Origin of the sequence: Caballeronia sp. GAFFF1 (assembly GCF_023630705.1) — a bacterium.
Classification (GTDB): domain Bacteria; phylum Pseudomonadota; class Gammaproteobacteria; order Burkholderiales; family Burkholderiaceae; genus Caballeronia.
The window spans coordinates 97,014-117,634 of the sequence record NZ_JALQEM010000020.1 but is presented as its reverse complement, the minus strand read 5'-3'; the positions used below and the strand labels follow the sequence as shown (position 1 = coordinate 117,634).

Annotated in this window: 19 protein-coding genes; 11 read left to right on the top strand and 8 right to left on the bottom strand. The window is 64.2% G+C overall.

Annotated elements, in window-relative coordinates; genetic code table 11:
• Positions 1 to 32 precede the first annotated feature (32 nt).
• The 6 genes from NCR37_RS11530 to lpxC all read left to right on the top strand — a co-directional run bounded on the left by NCR37_RS11530 (position 33) and on the right by lpxC (position 6,286).
• On the top strand, positions 33 to 974 hold the full coding sequence (locus tag NCR37_RS11530) for a D-alanine--D-alanine ligase (RefSeq protein ID WP_250473128.1): 942 nt from the start codon (positions 33 to 35) through the stop codon (positions 972 to 974).
• Between the two features lie 12 nt (positions 975 to 986).
• Positions 987 to 1,739, top strand: a complete 753-nt coding sequence (locus NCR37_RS11525) for a cell division protein FtsQ/DivIB (RefSeq protein ID WP_250473111.1) — start codon at positions 987 to 989, stop codon at positions 1,737 to 1,739.
• 26 nt (positions 1,740 to 1,765) lie between these two features.
• Positions 1,766 to 2,998 (top strand): cell division protein FtsA, encoded by a 1,233-nt coding sequence (gene ftsA / locus NCR37_RS11520; RefSeq protein WP_159837031.1) that lies wholly within the window; start codon positions 1,766 to 1,768, stop codon positions 2,996 to 2,998.
• A gap of 143 nt (positions 2,999 to 3,141) precedes the next feature.
• On the top strand, positions 3,142 to 4,338 hold the full coding sequence (gene ftsZ / locus NCR37_RS11515; RefSeq protein ID WP_250473110.1) for a cell division protein FtsZ: 1,197 nt from the start codon (positions 3,142 to 3,144) through the stop codon (positions 4,336 to 4,338).
• Positions 4,339 to 4,601: 263 nt separating this feature from the next.
• Positions 4,602 to 5,105: a peroxiredoxin gene (locus NCR37_RS11510; protein WP_206467070.1), complete on the top strand. Its 504-nt coding sequence runs from the start codon at positions 4,602 to 4,604 to the stop codon at positions 5,103 to 5,105.
• A 263-nt stretch (positions 5,106 to 5,368) separates the two neighbouring features.
• Complete coding sequence (lpxC, locus tag NCR37_RS11505; RefSeq protein ID WP_206467069.1) at positions 5,369 to 6,286, top strand: UDP-3-O-acyl-N-acetylglucosamine deacetylase; 918 nt, start codon at positions 5,369 to 5,371, stop codon at positions 6,284 to 6,286.
• A gap of 49 nt (positions 6,287 to 6,335) precedes the next feature.
• Here lpxC and NCR37_RS11500 read toward each other — a convergent pair whose 3' ends face one another.
• Complete coding sequence (locus NCR37_RS11500) at positions 6,336 to 6,830, bottom strand: DciA family protein (protein WP_250473109.1); 495 nt, start codon at positions 6,828 to 6,830, stop codon at positions 6,336 to 6,338.
• Positions 6,831 to 7,127: 297 nt separating this feature from the next.
• On the opposite strand from NCR37_RS11500, the gene secA reads away from it, so the two are divergent.
• From secA to NCR37_RS11475, 4 genes are all read left to right on the top strand, one after another.
• The gene (gene secA, locus NCR37_RS11495) at positions 7,128 to 9,941 is read left to right on the top strand and encodes a preprotein translocase subunit SecA (RefSeq protein ID WP_284506849.1); all 2,814 of its coding nucleotides are present in this window, start codon (positions 7,128 to 7,130) and stop codon (positions 9,939 to 9,941) included.
• A 187-nt stretch (positions 9,942 to 10,128) separates the two neighbouring features.
• Positions 10,129 to 11,370 (top strand): bifunctional glutamate N-acetyltransferase/amino-acid acetyltransferase ArgJ, encoded by a 1,242-nt coding sequence (gene argJ / locus NCR37_RS11485; protein ID WP_250473108.1) that lies wholly within the window; start codon positions 10,129 to 10,131, stop codon positions 11,368 to 11,370.
• A 32-nt stretch (positions 11,371 to 11,402) separates the two neighbouring features.
• On the top strand, positions 11,403 to 12,266 hold the full coding sequence (locus NCR37_RS11480; RefSeq protein WP_250473107.1) for an ATP-binding protein: 864 nt from the start codon (positions 11,403 to 11,405) through the stop codon (positions 12,264 to 12,266).
• Positions 12,263 to 12,703 carry an NUDIX domain-containing protein gene (locus NCR37_RS11475; protein ID WP_250473106.1) on the top strand — a complete coding sequence of 147 codons (441 nt, stop codon included), beginning with the start codon at positions 12,263 to 12,265 and terminating at the stop codon, positions 12,701 to 12,703. The genes NCR37_RS11480 and NCR37_RS11475 overlap by 4 nt, the downstream gene beginning before the upstream one ends.
• 6 nt (positions 12,704 to 12,709) lie before the next feature.
• Here NCR37_RS11475 and NCR37_RS11470 read toward each other — a convergent pair whose 3' ends face one another.
• The 7 genes from NCR37_RS11470 to NCR37_RS11440 form a co-directional block, all read right to left on the bottom strand.
• Positions 12,710 to 12,901 (bottom strand): DNA gyrase inhibitor YacG, encoded by a 192-nt coding sequence (locus tag NCR37_RS11470; protein ID WP_175945160.1) that lies wholly within the window; start codon positions 12,899 to 12,901, stop codon positions 12,710 to 12,712.
• 69 nt (positions 12,902 to 12,970) lie between these two features.
• Positions 12,971 to 13,726: a cell division protein ZapD gene (gene zapD, locus NCR37_RS11465; protein WP_175945315.1), complete on the bottom strand. Its 756-nt coding sequence runs from the start codon at positions 13,724 to 13,726 to the stop codon at positions 12,971 to 12,973.
• A 163-nt stretch (positions 13,727 to 13,889) separates the two neighbouring features.
• Positions 13,890 to 14,504 carry a dephospho-CoA kinase gene (gene coaE / locus NCR37_RS11460; RefSeq protein ID WP_250473105.1) on the bottom strand — a complete coding sequence of 205 codons (615 nt, stop codon included), beginning with the start codon at positions 14,502 to 14,504 and terminating at the stop codon, positions 13,890 to 13,892.
• A gap of 16 nt (positions 14,505 to 14,520) precedes the next feature.
• Positions 14,521 to 15,438, bottom strand: coding sequence for a prepilin peptidase (locus NCR37_RS11455; RefSeq protein ID WP_250473104.1), 918 nt, complete (start codon positions 15,436 to 15,438; stop codon positions 14,521 to 14,523).
• Between the two features lie 25 nt (positions 15,439 to 15,463).
• Positions 15,464 to 16,675, bottom strand: coding sequence for a type II secretion system F family protein (locus tag NCR37_RS11450; RefSeq protein ID WP_250473103.1), 1,212 nt, complete (start codon positions 16,673 to 16,675; stop codon positions 15,464 to 15,466).
• Entirely contained in the window at positions 16,675 to 17,874 is a 1,200-nt protein-coding gene (locus NCR37_RS11445; RefSeq protein ID WP_250473102.1) for a GspE/PulE family protein, read from the bottom strand. Before NCR37_RS11445 ends, NCR37_RS11450 begins: the two co-directional genes overlap by 1 nt.
• A gap of 78 nt (positions 17,875 to 17,952) precedes the next feature.
• On the bottom strand, positions 17,953 to 19,239 hold the full coding sequence (locus NCR37_RS11440) for an HlyC/CorC family transporter (RefSeq protein WP_206467060.1): 1,287 nt from the start codon (positions 19,237 to 19,239) through the stop codon (positions 17,953 to 17,955).
• A 479-nt stretch (positions 19,240 to 19,718) separates the two neighbouring features.
• Here NCR37_RS11440 and NCR37_RS11435 point away from each other — a divergent pair, with 479 nt between their 5' ends.
• Positions 19,719 to 20,114, top strand: a complete 396-nt coding sequence (locus NCR37_RS11435; protein ID WP_250473101.1) for a helix-turn-helix transcriptional regulator — start codon at positions 19,719 to 19,721, stop codon at positions 20,112 to 20,114.
• The last annotated feature ends 507 nt before the right edge of the window (positions 20,115 to 20,621 follow it).

Below are 20,621 nucleotides of genomic sequence, written 5' to 3'. Positions count from 1 at the left end.
AGACAGCAACAAACGACGTCATGAGTAACACAGTGAACAACATCGATCCGAAGGTCTTCGGCAAAGTGGCGGTGCTTCTCGGCGGGAATTCCGCCGAGCGCGAAGTCTCGCTCAATTCTGGCCGCCTCGTGCTGGAAGGGCTGCGAGAGGCGGGCGTCGACGCGCATCCGTTCGATCCCGCCGAACGCCCGTTGTCGGATCTGAAGGCGGAAGGCTTCGAGCGCGCGTTTATCGCGCTGCACGGCGGCTATGGCGAGAACGGCCAGTTGCAAGGCGCGCTGGACTTCTACGGCATTCGCTATACGGGCAGCGGCGTGCTGGGCTCGGCGCTCGGCATGGACAAGCTGCGCACCAAGCTCGTGTGGCAGCAGACCGGCATTCCGACGCCGCCGTTCGAAACCGTCTATCGCGGCGACGACTATGTGGGGCGCGCGCAGGAAATCATCGCGAAGCTGGGGCTGCCGCTCTTCGTGAAGCCGGCGAGCGAAGGGTCGAGCGTCGCGGTCATCAAGGTGAAGAGCGCGCAACGGCTCGTGCCGGCGCTGGAAGAGGCCGCGAAGTTCGACAAGATCGTCATCGTCGAGCAGAGCATCGAAGGCGGCGGCGAGTACACGTGCTGCATCGCGGGCGATCTGGACCTGCCGGTCATCAAGATCGTGCCGGCGGGCGAGTTCTACGACTACCACGCGAAGTACGTCGCCGACGACACGAAGTATCTGATTCCCTGCGGTCTGACGGACGCCGAAGAAGCGCGCATGAAGCAACTGACGCAGCGCGCCTTCGACATGCTCGGCTGCACGGACTGGGGCCGCGCCGATTTCATGCTGGACGCCGACGGCAACCCGTACTTCCTCGAAGTGAACACCGCGCCGGGCATGACGGATCACTCGCTGCCGCCGAAAGCGGCGCGTGCGGTCGGCATCAGCTACAAGGATCTGGTCGTGAAGGTGCTGTCTCTCACCCTCAAGAACTGACGAAGCGCAAACATGTGGAACAACGTTCGCCAGATGAATCTCGCCGCAAGCGCGCTGCACGCCATGCTCGTGCTGATGCTGCTGTGCGCGGCGGGCGTCTACGCGATCCAGCGTCCCGAGTTTCGCCTGCGCGAGATACAGATCGACGGCGACACGGCGCATATCAATTCGCCGACGGTGCGCGCGAGCGTCGTGGGGCACCTGAAGGGCAACTTCTTCACTGTCGATCTCGACACCGCGCGCACCGCGTTCGAACAGATGCCGTGGGTGCGCCGCGCGAGCGTGCGTCGCGTGTGGCCCAACGCGATCGCCGTGACGCTGGAGGAGTACAAGCCGCTCGGCACGTGGGGCAGCGATCAGTTGGTCAGCGTGGACGGCGAGCTCTTCACCGCGAACCAGGGCGAACTGGACGACGACCTGCCCGCGTTCGACGGTCCGGAAGGCACGGCGAAGGAAGTGGTCGCGCGGTATCACGACTTCCAGAAGTGGTTCGCGCCGCTCGACGCGCAGCCCGAGGAAGTCACGCTGTCGCCGCGTTTCGCGTGGACCGTGAAGCTCTCGAACGGCACGCAGATCGAACTGGGTCGCGAGCGCAATCAGGACACGCTCGATGACCGTTGCAAGCGTTTTGTCGCGTCGTGGCCAGCGGTCACGGGGCGGTGGGGCAAGGACATCGAATATGCGGATTTGCGTTACCCCAACGGCTTCGCGATACGCGCCGCCGGCATGCGCTTCATCAACGACACCGACAAGGCCAAGAAGTAAGCAGACATCACAGGCATGAGCACGCTATGAGCAAAGACTACAAAGACCTGCTGGTTTCCCTCGACATAGGTACGTCGAAGGTGGTCGCGATCGTCGCCGAATTGAAGGGCGAGGGCCACTACGAGGTGATCGGACTCGGTCAGAGCGACTCGAAGGGGTTGAAAAAAGGCGTCGTGGTCAACATCGAGGCAACGGTGCAATCCATTCAGCGCGCGCTTGAAGAAGCCGAACTGATGGCGGATTGCAAGATCACGAACGTCTTCACCGGTATCGCGGGCAGCCACATACGCAGCTTCAATTCGAGCGGCATGGTCGCGATCAAGGACAAGGAAGTCACGCAGACGGACGTCGCCCGCGTGATCGAAACGGCCAAGGCGATCAACATTCCGACCGATCAGCAGGTGCTGCACATCCTGACGCAGGAATTCATCATCGACGGTCAGGAAGACGTGCGCGAGCCGATCGGCATGAGCGGCATTCGCCTCGAAGTGAAGGTGCATATCGTCACGGGCGCGGTGAGCGCGGCGCAGAACATCGTGAAGTGCGTGCGCCGCTGCGGGCTCGAAGTGAACGACCTCATCTTGCAGCCGCTCGCGTCGTCGCTCGCGGTGCTGACCGAGGACGAAAAGGAACTGGGCGTCGTGCTCGTCGATATCGGCGGCGGCACCACCGACATCGCCATCTTCAGCGAAGGCGCGATCCGTCATACGGCGGTGATTCCGATCGCCGGCGACCAGATCACGAGCGACGTCGCCATGGCGCTGCGCACCCCGACGCCGGACGCGGAAGACATCAAGGTGACGTACGGCATCGCGAAGCAGGCGCTCGCGGACCCCGACGAGATGATCGAAGTGCCGGGTCTTGGCGAACGCGGTCCGCGCACGCTGTCGCGTCAGGCGCTGGCGGCGGTGGTCGAGCCGCGCGTCGAAGAACTCTTCTCGCTCGTGCAGCAGGTCGTGCGCGAATCCGGCTACGAAGAGTTGCTGTCGAGCGGCGTCGTGCTGACCGGCGGCGCGGCGATGATGCCCGGCATGGTCGAACTCGGCGAAGACATTTTCCTGAAACCGGTGCGCATCGGCGTGCCCGAGTACGCCGGCGGTCTCGCGGACGTCGTGCGCAACCCGCGCTATTCCACCGCCATGGGCTTGCTCGCCGAAGGACGCTCTCAGCGCATGCGCGGTCGCAAGGTCGCGGTGCAGAACGGGTCGATGGGGCAAGTGCTCACACGAATGAAAGACTGGTTCCTCGGAAACTTCTGAAGCTTGCGCGGAACAGAGCAGTACGAAACAAACGTATTTAAGTAATGAATATAATTCGCGCCGGTACCGGCGGCTAGCGCGCGGCGAGAGGTTGCCCGATCTCTCTCCGGATAACGCCGATCTTCATTCTTGACGGAGGCAACATGGATTTCGAAATGCTGGAAACGGAAACCAACGGAACGATCATCAAGGTGGTCGGAGTTGGTGGTGCGGGCGGCAATGCCGTCCAGCACATGATCAACCGGGGTGTGCAGGGCGTCGACTTCATCGTAATGAACACCGACGCACAGGCGCTCGCACGTTCGCGCGCGCCGCAGGTGTTGCAGTTGGGCATGACCGGTCTGGGCGCGGGCGCCAAGCCGGAGAAGGGCAAGGAAGCGGCTGAAGATGCGCGCGAGCGTATCGCCGATGCACTGCGCGGCGCGCACATGGTGTTCATCACCGCGGGCATGGGCGGCGGCACGGGCACGGGCGCGGCGCCGGTGGTCGCGCAGATCGCGAAGGAAATGGGCATTCTGACGGTCGGCGTCGTGAGCAAGCCGTTCGAATTCGAAGGCGGCCGCCGCATGCGCGTGGCGGAAGCCGGCTCGCAGCAACTGGAGGATCACGTCGATTCGCTGATCGTCGTGCTGAACGACAAGCTCTTCGAGGTGATGGGCGACGACGCCGAGATGGACAAGTGCTTCCAGTGCGCGGACGACGTGCTGAACAACGCTGTCGCGGGCATTGCGGAAATCATCAACGTCGACGGTCTCGTGAACGTCGACTTCGAAGACGTGAAGACCGTGATGGGCGAGCAGGGCAAGGCGATGATGGGCACGGCAACCGTTGCCGGCGTCGATCGCGCGCGGCTTGCTGCGGAGCAAGCTGTGGCGAGCCCGCTGCTCGAAGGCGTCGATCTGTCGGGTGCGCGTGGCGTGCTCGTCAACATCACGTCGAGCCGTTCGCTGCGTCTGTCTGAAACGCGCGAAGTGATGAACACCATCAAGAGCTACGCGGCCGACGACGCAACGGTGATCTTCGGCGCGGTGTACGACGACGCAATGGGCGACGCCCTGCGCGTGACGGTGGTCGCAACGGGCCTCGGCCGCGCGGCCAAGAAGCAGCAGCAAGCGCCGATGACGCTGCTGCGCACGGGCACCGACAACCAGCCGGTCGCGCACGCGGCGCACAACACGTACGCGCCGCAGCACGGTCAGGCAACGGATTACGGTTCGCTGGACACGCCGGCTGTGTGGCGTTCGTCGCGCGAAACGGCGGCATCGCACGTGCAGGCATTGCAGGAAAAGGGCGTCGATACGTACGACATCCCGGCGTTCCTGCGCAAGCAAGCGGACTGAGGTCGCGCTGTGCTCGTTGCTCGCTGGTAGCAAGAGCAATGCAGCCACCGCAGGCACGCGCCGGGCGTGAGCCGGCGACGCAGGTTTCGCGTGGGGCGACTGTCCAAGGCCGCGTCAGCATCAGACGCCAGGTCGTGGCCAGCCGACCTCCACGAATTTGCCGACGAGCAAATGAAACCTGAATCGTCGATCAAGCGCGATGCGAGACTGCGGGACGATGCAATCGCAAGGTGTTTCGAGCACTGACGAGGGAAGGACCGAGCATGATCGAAGTGGGTGAAACGTTGCCTGATGCGCGTCTCTTCGAGTTCATCGAAGTGGCGAGCGAGGGCTGTGCCGTGGGACCGAACGGGTTCGCGGTGCGCGAGCGGACCGCCGGCAAGCGCGTGGTGATCTTCGGATTGCCGGGCGCGTTCACGCCGACGTGTTCCGCCAGGCACGTGCCGGGTTATGTCGAGGCGGCGGATGAGTTTCGGGCCGCCGGCATCGATGAAATCTGGTGCGTTTCCGTCAACGACGCGTTCGTCATGAACGCGTGGGGACGCGATCTCCAAGCCGCGGGCAAGGTGAGGATGATGGCGGACGGCAGTGCGCGTTTCACTCAGGCACTCGGACTGGATCAGGATTTATCCGAGCGTGGCATGGGAATCCGTTCCCAGCGTTACGCGATGGTGGTCGACAACGGCGTGGTCAAGACGCTCGCTGTCGAAGCGCCCGGAAAGTTCGAAGTCAGCGACGCTCGCAGCATTCTGGCGACGTTGCGCTGAGCGCAGCGGCGTCGCGTTGTCTTTGTACAACGCCTAAAGACGCCCTCGCATTCGGCGACAACTTGGGGCCGATGACCGGAAATGCCTCCATTCCGGCCATCGGCCCGTTCTACTTGACTGGCCCTGCGTCGCGGCGTAACACAGGGAAACAGTTGATACCTCTTCGTTTGGGACGGCTTACTCCGAATGGAGTATACTTCGATCTATTAAAATTCAATGAACGATTAATTCTCTTTATTGGGAATTGCTATCGGAAAAAAATCATGTTGAAGCAGCGAACAATCAAGACCGTCGTCAAAACCGTGGGAATCGGGCTTCATTCCGGCCGCAAGGTCGATCTGACGCTGCGCCCGGCACCGGTTGGAACGGGCATCGTGTTTTCTCGGATCGACCTGCCGCAGCCGGTCGACATTCCGGCGTCCGCCATGGCGATCGGCGATACGCGGCTCGCGTCCGTGCTTCAGAAGGACGGCGCGCGCGTGTCGACTATCGAGCACCTGATGTCGGCGTGCGCGGGCTTAGGCATCGACAATCTTTACGTCGATGTCACTGCCGAGGAAATCCCGATCATGGACGGCAGCGCGTCTTCGTTCGTGTTTCTCATTCAGTCGGCGGGTATCGAAGAGCAGAACGCGCCGAAGAAATTCATCAAGGTGAAGAAGCCCGTTGAAGTGCGCGATGGCGATAAATTCGCGCGTCTCGAACCGTATTTCGGCTTCAAACTGAGCTTTACCATCGATTTCCGCCATCCGGCCGTCGACAAGACGGGCCAGGCGCTGGAAGTCGATTTCGCGACCACGTCGTATGTGCGAGAGATTGCTCGCGCGCGCACGTTCGGCTTCGCGCATGAAGTGGAAATGATGCGCGAGCTGGGTCTTGCGCGCGGCGGCAGCATGGACAACGCCATCGTGCTCGACGAGTACCGCATCCTGAACAACGACGGCCTGCGCTACGACGACGAGTTCGTGAAGCATAAAATGCTCGACGCCATCGGTGATCTGTACGTCGTGGGTCATCCGCTGCTCGCGTCGTACACCGCGTACAAGGGCGGTCACGCGATGAACAACATGCTGCTGCGCGAACTGCTCGCGAACGAAGAGGCTTACGAAATCGTCACGTTCGAGGACACGCAGAAAGCGCCGCGCGGTTTCGCATTCGATACGCAGACGGCGTTTGCCTGATCATCGGCGCACGGCAGGACGGAAAGGTGAGCGGCAGCGAAAGCGCCGCTCATTTTTTTTGCCCGCGCCCCTGGTGACGCGCCGCCATGCGGGCGAGCGCCTCCTGTAGCGGCGACGGCGCGAGCGTCTCCGCAAGGTCATGCAGCGCGGACGCGCCCGCTACGGACATGCGCGCCTGCTTCGGCGGCGGCGCTTCCTTCATCGACTGCGGACGCACGCGAATTTTGAGCGCATCCACCGCCCAGCCGCGCTGCTGGAGATCCGACAGAAGCCGCGGCTCGATATGCCGCAAGCGCGCGGCGAGCGCATTGTGCGCGGCAAAAAGCGCAAGCACGCCGTCCTTGATGAAGCCGGGCTCGACATTCGCCGCGAGATAGTCGGGCAGAAGCGCGGCCAGATCGCGCTGGAGCGCCGCCACCTGCTCGACGCCCGCGCGCAGGGCGCGGAACGCGTCGGTGCGATCCAGCACGTCGGCCAGGGCTTGCGGACGGCGCGGATCGAACCGCCCCGGCGCAGACCTTGAATTTGTAGAAAAGCGGCTCATTTTTTAATCAGCGGACGCCTGATGCGACCGCTCGATTGTACCGCGAGCCTGCCTTCCGCTTCGCGTAGACGCCCGCCGCGAAAGCCCGCGCGGCCAAGCTTTCAACGCGTTGACTGTCGCGTGGCGCAGACGCCCGAGGGCCCACGCTGACGCAAGATGTGCTTGACTCGCGTGCTAAAATTCCCGATTCGAATTTCACCCAATGGACTTAAGTCGCCGAGGTTTTCCGAGCCCGGACGCAGCTAGCCGCAGCTGGCACACGCGCCCGTCCGAAGCCGCGACGCAGACACTGATCCAATGACGACCGGTTTCCTTCAGAAGATTTTTGGCAGCCGCAATCAGCGGCTGGTCAAGCAGTACCAAAAGACCGTTGTGGCGATCAATGCCCTCGAGCCGACCGTCGAGAAATATACGGACGATCAGTTGCGCGCGAAGACGGACGAGTTCCGCAAGCGCGTCGCGGGCGGCGAGTCGCTGGACGTGATTCTTCCGGAGGCGTTCGCCGTCTGCCGCGAAGCGAGCCGGCGCGTGCTGAAAATGCGCCACTTCGACGTTCAGTTGATCGGCGGCATGGTGCTGCACTACGGCAAGATCGCGGAAATGCGCACGGGCGAAGGCAAGACGCTCGTCGCCACGCTCGCCGCGTATCTCAACGCGCTGTCGGGCCGCGGCGTGCACGTGGTGACCGTGAACGACTACCTCGCCCAGCGTGACGCCGAATGGATGGCGCGCCTCTACAACTTCCTCGGGCTGTCGTGCGGCGTGAATCTGTCGCAGATGGAGCACTCGCAGAAACAGCAGGCGTACGCGGCGGACATCACCTACGGCACGAACAACGAGTTCGGCTTCGACTATCTGCGCGACAACATGGTCTACGAGACCGACGCGCGCGTGCAGCGGCCGCTCAACTTCGCCATTGTCGACGAAGTGGACTCCATTCTGATCGACGAAGCGCGCACGCCGCTCATCATCTCCGGTCAGGCTGAAGACCACACCGAACTTTACGTCCGCATGAACGCGCTGCCGCCGCTGCTCGAATTGCAGATCGGCGAGGAAAAGGCGGACGGCACGGGCGTCGAAAAGCCGGGCGACTACACGCTCGACGAGAAAGCGCGTCAGGTGTTCCTCACCGAGTCGGGCCACGAGAAGGCCGAGCGCCTGCTCGCCGAGTGGGGACTGATCGGCGAAGGCGAGAGCCTCTACGCGCCGCAGAACATCACGCTGATGCACCACATCTATGCCGCCCTGCGCGCGCATACGCTTTTCCATCGCGATCAGCATTACGTGGTGCAGAACGGCGAAGTCGTGATCGTCGACGAATTCACCGGCCGCATGATGACGGGCCGCCGCTGGTCGGACGGCCTGCATCAGGCGGTCGAGGCGAAAGAACACGTGCAGATTCAGGCTGAGAATCAAACGCTCGCCTCCATCACGCTGCAGAACTACTTCCGCATGTACGCGAAGCTGTCCGGCATGACCGGCACGGCAGACACGGAAGCGTACGAATTCCAGGAAATCTACGGCCTGGAGACGGTCGTGATTCCGACGAATCGTCCGCCGAAGCGCGTCGACAAGCAGGATCAGATTTACAAGACATCGAAGGAGCGTTACGACGCCGTCATCCGCGACATTCGCGATTGCGTCGAACGCGGCCAGCCGACGCTCGTCGGCACGACGTCGATCGAAGCGTCCGAACTGCTGTCCGGCATGCTGATGCAAGCCGGCATCAAGCATGAAGTGCTCAACGCGAAGCAGCACGCACGCGAAGCGGCAATCGTCGCGGAAGCGGGCCGGCCGGGCGTCGTCACCATCGCGACGAACATGGCGGGCCGCGGCACGGACATCGTGCTCGGCGGCAATGTGGAGAAACAGGCGTCGTTCATCGAAGCCGATCTCTCCATTCCCGAGAACGAGAAAGCCGCGCGCATCCAGAAGCTGCACGACGAATGGCAGGCATTGCACGACCACGTGAAGGCGGCGGGCGGCTTGCATATCATCGGCACCGAGCGTCACGAGTCGCGCCGTATCGACAACCAGTTGCGCGGCCGCGCGGGCCGTCAGGGCGATCCGGGCTCGTCGCGCTTCTACCTTTCGCTGGATGATCCGCTGTTGCGCATCTTCGCGGGCGACCGCGTGCGCGCCATCATGGATCGCCTCAAGATGCCGGAAGGCGAGCCGATCGAAGCGGGCATGGTGACGCGTTCCATCGAAGGCGCGCAGCGCAAGGTGGAAGCGCGCAACTTCGACATTCGCAAGCAACTGCTCGAATACGACGACGTCGCGAACGATCAGCGCAAGGTGATCTATCAGCAGCGCAACGAACTGCTCGAAGCGAACGACGTGCAGGAAACGATCGCGGCCATGCGTCATAGCGTGATTACGGACCTCGTGCGCACGTTCGTTCCGGCGGGCAGCATCGAAGAGCAGTGGGACGCGCCCGAGCTGGAAGAAGTGCTGCGCAACGAGTGGTCGCTCGACCTCGCCATTCAGGAGATGATCAACGAGTCGAACTCGATCGACGCCGAGGAAATCTGCGAAGCCGTTCTCGCCGCCGCCGACGAAGCGTACGAGGCGAAGGTCGCGCTCGTGGGCCGCGAATCGTTCAGCGCGTTCGAGCGTTCGATCATGCTTCAGACGCTCGACAGCCGCTGGCGCGAGCATCTGGCGGCGCTGGATCATCTGCGTCAGGGCATCCATCTGCGCGGATACGCGCAGAAGAATCCGAAGCAGGAATACAAGCGCGAGGCGTTCGAACTGTTCGCCGCCATGCTGGACGCCGTGAAGCAGGAAGTCACGCGCGTCGTGATGAACGTGCAGATCCAGTCGCCGGAGCAACTGGAAGAAGCCGCCGAGCAGTACGAAGAGAAGGGCAGCCACGTCGAGAATGTCTCGTTCACGCATGCGGACTACAACGCGGCGGCCGCGCCCGCTGCGCCCGCAGCAGCGGCGGCAACGGCCACCGCTCAGATGATCAGCCAGGCGATGGCCGGCGGCGACGACATCAGCGTCGCCACGCGCCCCGCCGACGACGTGCCGAAGGTCGGCCGCAACGACCCGTGCCCGTGCGGCAGCGGCAAGAAGTACAAGAACTGTCACGGCAAGCTCGTATAACGAACTGTCCGATCGACAAATGAGGCAAGCGACGCAGCAATGCGTCGTTTGTCTTTGCGGGTTCGAGCGCGCCTTGCGCTGCGCGCCCGGCGTTCCAAGGCGCTCCCGGCCTGCCGGGCGGCGTCAGTCTTTCACAGCGTGCCGGCGCCTGCGAGCCGGCACTCGCCACCTTCAGCGAGTCGCGAACATGGCTGTCAACTTCCCCTCGATCGATCCCGCCGCGCTTCATCCGGTCTCAGGCGTCACGCTAGGCTGGGCCGAAGCGAATATTCGCAAGCCGAATCGCAAGGACGTGCTCGTGATTCGCGTCGATGAAGGCGCGACGGTCGCCGGCGTGTTCACGCAGAACCGCTTCTGCGCGGCGCCCGTGACGGTGTGTCGCGAGCATCTGGACGCGGTGCGCGCGGGCGGCAAGGGCATTCGCGCGCTGGTGGTGAACACGGGCAACGCGAACGCCGGCACGGGCGAGCCGGGCCTGGCGCACGCGCGCGAGACCTGCGCGGAGCTCGCGCGTCTCGCGGGCGTCGAACCGCAGCAGATTCTGCCTTTCTCGACCGGCGTGATTCTGGAACCGCTGCCGATCGATCGTCTGAAAGCGGGGCTGCCCGCCGCGCTTGCCAATCAACAGGCCGCGCATTGGTTCGATGCCGCGCAAGCCATCATGACCACCGACACGCTGCCGAAAGCCGCGTCGCGTCAGGTGCAGATCGACGGCCACACGGTCACGCTGTCGGGCATCAGCAAGGGCGCGGGCATGATCAAGCCGAACATGGCGACCATGCTCGGCTTTCTCGCGTTCGATGCCGCCGTCGCCCAGCCGGTCCTCGATGAACTGGTGAGGCACGTGGCGGATCGCTCGTTCAACTGCATCACCATCGACGGCGATACGTCCACCAACGATTCGTTCATCCTGATCGCGTCGGGGAAGTCGAGCCTGCCCGCGATCACGTCCACCGATTCGCCCGCGTACGCCGCGCTGCGCGACGCGGTCACGTCCGTGGCGCAGGAACTCGCGCAGTTGATCGTGCGCGACGGCGAAGGGGCGACCAAGTTCATGACCATTACGGTCGAAGGCGGCAAGGACGTCGCGGAATGCCGCCAGATTGCCTACGCAATCGGACATTCGCCGCTCGTGAAGACGGCGTTCTACGCGTCGGACCCAAATCTGGGCCGCATTCTCGCCGCCATCGGCTACGCGGGCGTGACGGATCTGGATGTCGGCAAGATCGACCTGTATCTCGACGACGTGCTCGTCGCGAAGGCGGGCGGACGCAACCCCGACTACCGCGAGGAAGACGGTCAGCGCGTGATGAAACAGAGCGAGATCGCCATTCGCGTCTTGCTCGGCCGCGGCCAGCAGCAGGCGACCATCTGGACCTGCGACCTCTCGCACGACTACGTGAGCATCAACGCGGATTACCGCTCGTAAAGCGCGCCCGATCGGCGCGCACAGAAATGGACATGGACAAACTCGAACAATTTCTCACGCGCGCCGAAGCGGTGCTGGCGCGCATCGAAGGGATGCTGCCGCCGGCCGCGCCCGAAATCGACTGGGAATCGGCCGTGGCGTTTCGCTGGCGCAAGCGGCAAGGTCGCGGCTTTTTGCAGCCGGTGCCGGCCATCTCGCAGATTTCGCTCGGCGACCTTCAAAACATCGACCGTCAGAAGGCGCTCATCGAGCAGAACACGCGGCAGTTCGTCAACAATCTGCCCGCCAACAACGTGCTGCTCACGGGCGCGCGCGGCACGGGCAAGTCGTCGCTCATCAAGGCGTGCCTCAATGCGTACGCAAAGGACGGCCTGCGCCTGATCGAAGTCGACAAGGACGATCTGCACGATCTCGGCGATATCGTCGATCTCATCTCGACGCGGCCCGAGCGTTTCATCGTGTTCTGCGACGATCTCTCGTTCGAAGAGGGCGAATCTGGCTACAAGGCGCTGAAAGTGGCGCTGGACGGCTCGGTCGCGGCGCAGTCGGACAACGTGCTGATCTATGCGACCTCGAACCGCCGGCATCTGCTGCCCGAGTACATGAGCGACAACGAGACCTACAAGCACACGCCCGATGGCGAGATTCATCCCGGCGAAGTGGTCGAGGAGAAGATCTCGCTGTCCGAACGCTTCGGGCTGTGGGTCAGCTTCTATCCGTTCAAGCAGGACGACTATCTGTCGATCGTCGGGCACTGGCTCACGCATTTCGGCTGCGACGCGAGCGAAATTGAAGCCGCTCGCGGCGATGCGCTCGTCTGGGCGCTGGAGCGTGGATCGCGCTCGGGCCGCGTGGCGTGGCAGTTCGCACGCGACTGGTCGGGCCGCAAGCAATGAGCGGCGCGTCGGATGTTGCGGGGGATATCGCTCCCGATGGCCGCAAGGTGACGGAAGTTGCCGTCGGCGTGATGGTTCAGCCGGGTGGCCGTTATCTGCTCGCGCAGCGCCCCGAAGGCAAGCCGTACGAGGGCTACTGGGAGTTTCCGGGCGGCAAGCTGGAACCGGGCGAAAGCGTCGAAGCGGCGCTCGGGCGCGAACTGCATGAGGAACTCGGCATCGACGTGACTGCGTGCGCGTTGTGGCGCACGCTCGAGCACGACTATCCGCATGCGTACGTGCGGCTCTTCTTCTGCAAGGTGATGGAGTGGACCGGAACGCCGCGCGGCCGCGAAGGGCAGGCTATTGCGTGGCAGACGCTGCCGGTGGAAGTCGGGCCGCTGTTGCCCGCCGCGATTCCCGTGCTGGAGTGGCTCGCGGCGGAAGCGCAGCCGTAGTGCGCGTTAGTTGAGGCCGCCGTGCGAGTCGTCGTCCGGCGGCGTTTCCTGGGAGTTACCGGAGATACGGTACTTCTCGGTCGCCCAGGCGCCGAGATCGATTTGCTTGCATCGCTCGGAGCAGAACGGACGGAAGCGGTTCTCCGGGACCCAGCGAACTTCCTTCGCGCAGGTCGGGCATTTGACGACAGTGGTCATGACGGCGAGACGTTTTGGATTGAGCCAGCGTTGATCGACATTCGATCATATAAGGCCGATGCGCGTGGTTCAAAGACTGCAAAGCGTCAGATGAAAGGGCACGTCGACATCGACGGCGCGCGGTTTCAGATCGCCGTCCTGCACGGTGAAGCGCACCCAGAGCATGTATTTGTTCGCGCTTGCCTCGGGAATGACGCGCACTTCCGGCGACACGCGCACCTGCATCAACTGATACGTACGGCCCGAGAGCATCTGCTGATAGCTGCCCTGCATGGCCATGACCTTCGACGCCTGACCAGATTCGCGCGCGAGCCGCAGCACGATAGCGGCGGCGTCGCGTAGCGCGAGCATCGGCATGACCCATTTGGCGATGTCCTGCCGGCGATCTTCGACGGGCAACTGCTGCCACGCGTAATACGACGGAAGATCGAACTTGCAGGTTCCACCCGGAATGATCGTGCGGCTGCGGATGCTCGCGAGCCATTCGTTGTCGGCCAGATGCTGACCGGTCTTGCCGTGCATGTCGGTCAGTCCGGCAAGCGTCTGCTCGATCTCGCCGAGAACGGCTTCCAGCGCTTCCTGTTCGATGCCCGGATTGCCGCGAAACGGCGCCAGCGTCTGCCGTTGCCGTTCCAGTTCCTTCATCAGATCGGCTTTGAGGTCCGTACGGCCCGCGACCTCCGCGATCTCGAACAGCGTGGTGAGCGCAACGTGATGTTCCCGGGGATCTTCCTGCGTGAGGAAGAACGTGAAGCGCTCGAACAAGTCTTCGAGACGCAGCAGCGTCCGAATCCGCTCGTTGAAGGGATACTCGTAAAGAATCAAGCGCTCGCCTCGGCGTGGGTCGGTTGCTTCCATGAGCGGAAGTCAGGACATTCTAATGCCGCATCTTTACCCTAGCAAATCCGCTCACATTTACGGCGCTTTTGACGCGGTTCGCGGCAATAAATGGAACTTTTCCTGATGTTTCGGGCAAGCAATGCGCTGCTCACGGACTGGTCTGCGCCGCGAGTTGCAGATATCGCGCGTGCAGCGCCTCGACTTCGTGCGCCAGCGAGTCGAGCGTGGCCGAGTCGTCGTTGACCACGATATCGTCCGCTGCGGCGAGGCGGGTTTCGCGCGATGCCTGCTTTGCCACGATCGCCAGCACCTGCTCGCGCGAAAAGCCGTTGCGCCGCCTGACGCGCGCGATCTGCGTCTCGACGGGGCAATCGACGACAAGCACCCGCGATACCCGCGACGCCCAGTTGCCCGACTCGACGAGCAGCGGCACCACGACGATGTGGTACGCGCCGGCGGCCGCTGCCCGCTGCCGCTCGGTCTCCGCACGGATCAGCGGATGAAGAATGGCTTCGAGACGCACGCGCGCGGTGTCGTCGGAGAACACGAGCTCGCGCATCTTCGCGCGATCTAGCGAGCCGTCCGGCGCGACATACGCGCTGCCGAACTCGCTCGCGATCAGCGGCATCGCGACGCCGCCCGGCGCGCTTACCTGATGCGCGATGAGATCGGTATCGACTAGCGGTACGCCGTGCGCCGCGAAGAGGTCGGCGACCGTGCTTTTGCCGCTGCCAATGCCGCCCGTCAAGCCGATGCTGAACATCCGATGCTCCCTTCGCTCATCCGAACAGTGAATAGAGCGGCGTCCCGATAAAAAGCGTGATCGCGCCGCCGGCCGCGAGAAACGGGCCGAAGGGCAACGGCTCCTCGAAGCGCATGCGTCCGCGCCATGTGGCGAGGATACCGAACAGCGCGCCCGCGACCGCGGAAATCAGCAGCACCTGCGCGAGCGCCGCCCAGCCGAGCCACGCGCCGATGGCCGCGAGCAGCTTGAAGTCGCCGTAGCCCATTCCTTCCACGCCGCGCGCCAGTTTGAAGAGCCAGTACACGCACCAGAGGAACAGATAGCCCGCGATCGCGCCGATCACGCCGTCATGCAGCGTCGCAAAGCCGCCGTCGCCGAGATTGACGATGAGCCCCGCCCACAGCAGCGGCAGCGTGAGCACGTCGGGGAGGTAGCGCGTGTCGTAGTCGATCACGCCTGCGGCCAGCAGCGTCGCGCAGACTCCGAATGCGGCGAGCGCGGGCCAGCCCGGACCGAACGCATAGAGCGAGAGCGCAGCGAAGGCGCCGGTCGCCAGTTCGATCAGCGGATAGCGCGGACTCACCCGCGCGCCGCACGCTGAACAGCGCCCGCGAAGCGCGAGATAGCTGATCACCGGAATGTTCTCCCACGCGCGCAAGACGTGACCGCAATGCGGGCAGGCGCTGCGTGGGACGGCGAGATTGAACCGCGCCGGATAGCCGTCCGGCGGCGGCTTCGGCGCATCGGGCATGGCCGCGTCGAGTTCCGCGCGCCACGCACGTTCGAGCATGACCGGCAGGCGATGCACGACCACGCTCAAGAAGCTCCCGACGATCAGCCCGAAGACGATCGCGAAGGCGTATTGCGCGGCCACCGGCAACGCGGCGAACGTTGCCAGATAAGGGCTCGCGTGGTGCGCGGCGGACGGAGTCATCGGAGGCTGCATGGTCATGATGCGATGTCTTTGGCCCGCGATGCTACACCACGTTGCCGAGCTGAATGATCGGAAGATACATGGCGATGACGAGTCCGCCGACGAGCGCGCCCAATACCGCGATGACGAGCGGCTCACACAGGCTCGCGAACGCGCCGATGCGCTCGTCCACCTGACGATCGGCGAGCGCGGCGAGATCGAGCAGCATGGAGTCGAGCGAGCCGGATTCTTCGGCGACGGCAATCGGCTGCACCACGTCCTGCGGAAAGCAGCCGAGCGCGCGCATCGCGGCGGCGAGCCGCTCGCCGTTACGCAGGCGCGACGCGATCTCGACGGTGGCGCTATCGAACACCGGACTCCCGGTGGCCTGCGAGAGCGAATCGAACGCGTCGGAAAGCGGCGTGCCGGCCGCGAGCAGCGTGCCGAGCGCGCGGCTCCAGCGCGCGACAGCAAGGGACCGGAGCAACGGACCGGCAATCGGCAACTTCAGCGCGATGCGGTCGGCCGTCTCCCGCGCGTGCGCCGATCTTTTCATCGAGCGAGCCGCGACGAGCGTCATGCACGCGCATACCGCGATGAACGACACGCCGTGACGCGCGACCCCATCGGACAACGCGAGCACGAAGCGCGTCGGTGCGGGCAGCGCGGCGCCGAAGCCGTCGAAGATCGTCTTGAAAGTCGGCACGACGCCGATCAGCAGTCCTGCCGTGATCGCGAGCGACAGAAGCAGCACCATGACCGGATAGGCGAGGGCGGCGCGCAGCTTCGCGCGCTGGGCGCTGGCCCGCTCGCGATCGTCGGCCAGACTCGCCAGCACCCCGGGCAGCGCACCGGCTACTTCTCCGACCGCGACCAACTGACAGTACAACGCGCCGAACGCCGGGTGACGCGCGAGCGCAGCCGAGAACGGCACGCCGCGCGTGATGTCGCGCGCCAACGAACGCACGATGCGCGGCAAGCCGCCGCGCCCGCCCGCGTTGCCGAGCAGTTCGAGCGCGCTCGCGAGCGGCAATCCGGCGCGAAGCAACCCGGCGAGTTGGCGCGTGAAGACGCCGACTTCCGCCGACGACGCCTTCGGCGGCGGCGCTGCTCCCAACGCGTCGAGTTCCAGCACGGTCACGCCTTCCCGCCGCAACGAGGCGCGCGCCGAAGCGGAATCCGCCGCGATCAGCTTGCCGCGCTTCGACGCGCCTTGCCCGTCGATGCCGCGCCACGCGTAGCGCATCTCGCGCATCTCGGATAAGTCGGCGGCCATCACGCGATCTCCGTCGCGTCGACAGCTTCCGCGACGCTCGTCACGCCTTCGCGCACGCGCGCGAAAGCGGCGTCGCGCAGGGCGGGCATGCCTTCAGACTGGGCGAGCCGGGCAACGGCGTGCGTCGCCGCGCGGCCGACGATCAACTCGCGGATACCGTCCGACACCGGCATCAACTGATGCACGCCGACGCGCCCCCGATATCCGATGCCGTGACACGCCGGGCAGCCGCGCGGCTCGAACGGACGGAAGCCGTCGGCGAGCGTAAGCGCGGACGGCGCGCGGCACGCGTCGCAGAGCTTGCGCACGAGCCGTTGGGCCGTCACGAGCCGCAACGCCGACGCGAGGTTATACGGCGCGACGCCGATGTCGATCAGGCGCGCGATCGCGGCGGGCGCGTCGTTCGTGTGGAGCGTCGAGAGGACGAGGTGGCCGGTCTGCGCGGCTTTCACGGCGACGTCGGCGGTTTCGGCGTCGCGAATCTCGCCAACCATGATGACGTCCGGGTCCTGCCGCATGAACGCGCGCAGCGCGACGGCGAAGGTCAGGCCGGCTTTCTCGCGCACGCTGACCTGATTGATGCCCTCAAGCTGAATCTCGGCGGGATCTTCCACGGCGCAGATGTTGCGCGCTTCGGCGTTGAGCATCTGAAGAAAACAGTACAGCGACAGCGTCTTGCCGCTGCCGGTCGGACCCGTGACCAGCACGAGGCCATGCGGCGCGCAGATGGCGGATTCGACGACGCCGCTTTGCTCGTCACTGAGGCCGAGCGCGCCGAGCGACAGGTTTCGCGGCAACGCATCGAGCCGGCGCAGGACCAGCTTTTCGCCGAAGAGCGTCGGCAGTGAACTCACGCGATAGTCGCCGGTCTGGCCGCCCGGCAAGGCGAGCCGCAGACGGCCGTCCTGCGGCACGCGACGTTCCGCGATGTCCATGCGCGCGAGCACCTTGATTCGCGTGACGAAGGCATCGCGCAAATGCGGCGGCGGACGGCGCAGGACGTGCAGCGCGCCATCCACGCGCAGCCGGATGCGCCATTCGTGTTCGGACGGCTCGACGTGAATATCCGACGCGCCGCGATCGGCGGCCTCGCGCAAGGTGTCGGCGAGGAGCGAAACAGCGGGCGAGTGCCCGTCGGACGTCGTCTCGAAGGCGGGGTCGGCCGGGCGTGGGAACGCGGCGGGAGGAACGGAATTCATCGGCGGTAACGGGTCGGGATCGGAACGAGATGAACGATCATCCCGCCGTCCCGCGTGCCCGGCTACTCGGCCGAATGGCTAACGCAACGCGCGCTTCGCCGGCGCGGCCGGACGAAAGATCTTGACCGTGCGAACCGCCTGATCGTCGCTGCGCATGACTTCCAGATACACGCCGCCGATGCGCATCGCCACGTCGCCGTCCGGAATGTCTTCGAGCGTTTCGAGGATCAGGCCGTTGAGCGTCTTCGGACCGTCCGTTGGCAGCGTCAGCTTGAGCCAGCGGTTCAGTTCGCGCAGCGGCATGCTGCCCGGCACGATGCACTCGCCGTTCTCGTCCCAGCCGCGCGAGCCCGCGCCGCGCGGAATCGTCGACGTAAATTCGCCGATCAGTTCCTCGATGATGTCTTCCGGCGTGACGAGCCCTTGCAGCTCGCCGTATTCGTCGACGACGATCGCGATGCGGTGACCGCTCTCCTGGAAGTACTGCAACTGCTGGAAGACAGGCGTGCCGGCTGGCACGAAGTAAGGCTCCGTCAGGAGTTCGCGCAGCGTGTCGCGCTCGAGTTCCTGGTTATGCAGGGCCGACAGCGTCTTGCGCACGTGAAGGACGCCGAGCACGCGGTCGATATCGCCCTGATAAACGACGAGCTTGTTGTGATAGCACGTCTCGAGCTGATGCAGGATGTCGTCGAACGGCGCGTCGAAGTCCAGCGCCTCGATGCGGCGGCGCGGGATCATCACGTCATCGACGGAGATATTTTCCAGATCGAACAGATTGAGCAGAATGCTGCGGTGCTTGGTCGGCATGAAGCTGCCGGTTTCCAGCACGATGGTGCGCAGTTCTTCGGGCGACAGACGCTGATCGCGGTTGCCCTTCAGGTTGATATGCAGCGCGGCGAGAATCGCGTTGGCAAAAAGGTTGACGAACCACACCAGCGGCCGCGCGATGCGCATGAGCGGCGCGAGCACGAGACTCGCCGGCAAGGCGACCTTTTCGGGATACGTCGCGCCCACGATCTTGGGGGCGATTTCCGCGAACACGATGATGAGAAACGCGATCACGCCCGTCGTGACCGAGAGCACGACGTTGTCGTGCCCGAACGTGCGCAGCGCGATGGAGGTGGTCAGGACCGGGATGATCGTGTTGATCAGATTGTTGCCGATCAGAATGACTGAGAGCAGCTGATCCGTCTTGGCGAGCAGACCTTGCGTCGTGCGCGCGCCCAACGAGCCCTGGCTAGCCAGGAATTTTAGCCGATGGCGATTGAGCGCCATCATCGACGTTTCAGAGATGGAGAAAAAACCGGAGAGGAACAGCAGCAGAAAAATGGCGCAGATTTGCGCCCATAAGGGAAGGTTGTCCACGCGGTGATCGAGTAGGGGCGGTGATGGATGGACTATAGCAGACGGCTTTCCCGGGCTGCGGGGCCTGCCCGCTGGGCCTCGCCCGCGCGGCATCGGCCGAAAACGAAAAAACCCGCATGGCGAACCATGCGGGTTTTTGCAATTCTGGTCGGGGTGAGAGGATTCGAACCTCCGGCCTCTACGTCCCGAACGCCGTCCACCGGTACACGTGGTCGCCAAAGAGTATCCGAAGGTTCCTTTTTCATCAATGGGTTATCCATCGCTTTGCGCAACTGCGCGCAACGATGTGCAGCCTCGACCGGGGCATAAGTGGCGCAGAAGTGGCGCAGAATTCGGAGCGTCGGGGGGCCGGAACAGGTGTCGGCGGAAAAAGCCCGACAACGGGTGTGACCCGTCGGGGCAGACGGCTCCATTGTCGGTCGGGTGGTCGCGGATAAAACCGATGTCAACACGGTGGATTACGTTTCCCACGAGCCACCATGTCGACGACTCCGTTCACCCCGATTACGAAGGAAAACGCCGCTCAAATCCTGTCGGTCTCCGTTCGCACGATTGACCACTACGTGCAGGATGGCCGCATGCCCGCACCGGTCCACTTGGGTCGGCGGGCGTACTGGCACCCCGAGGTGTTCTACGCCTGGCTCCATCGGGCACTTGGGGCACCGGACGCCGTTTCAGACGCCCCGAAGGACGTGCTGCCGGTGTTTACGGCGCAGCCGGACGAGCCCGCCATGCCGGCTACACCGCCCCGTCCGGCGACGGACGTCCCGCGCAAGCGTACCAACGCGGGACGGTCCGCGTCGGTCGCCCGGTCGCCGCTGACCACGCGCGTGCAGGAACGGGACGCAGCGCTGCTTGCCGCGCTAAATGGTTGAGCCGTGGAGGCACGCCGGCTAAGCCGCCCCATTAGCGAGCGCTATCGGGCGGCGGGTGCCAGACCGTCTGCACTGGCCGCAAATTTCGACGCGGGCACAACATCCGTTAGAACATTGAACACGGGGGAGCGACAAGGGGCGCACCCCGGTTCGTCCGCGCGGCGCATTGTGTGCATTCTGACCGCACGTATGTCGTTGATTTCAAATAATTGGCCGTGTGAACCGGAAAAGCGGTTTTTACACGGCCAACTATCTTTGCCACGCCGGTGGTAGGAGGCTGAAGGCTGCATCACGAGGCATATCGACCGTCGACAGGGTAGCGTTATCCGATATTGTGAGCATGCGTATCCTGTCCCTTGAATATCTGCTCGGCGACACCTCGCCACCATGCGGCAGTGATGCGCGCGGGGGCATTAGCGTTGTCACGCGTGCTCGTTCTAGGCGCTTTCTTCGCCTCGCGTACTGGTTTTGTCGGTAGAATCCGCAAAATATAATGAAATAAAGTGG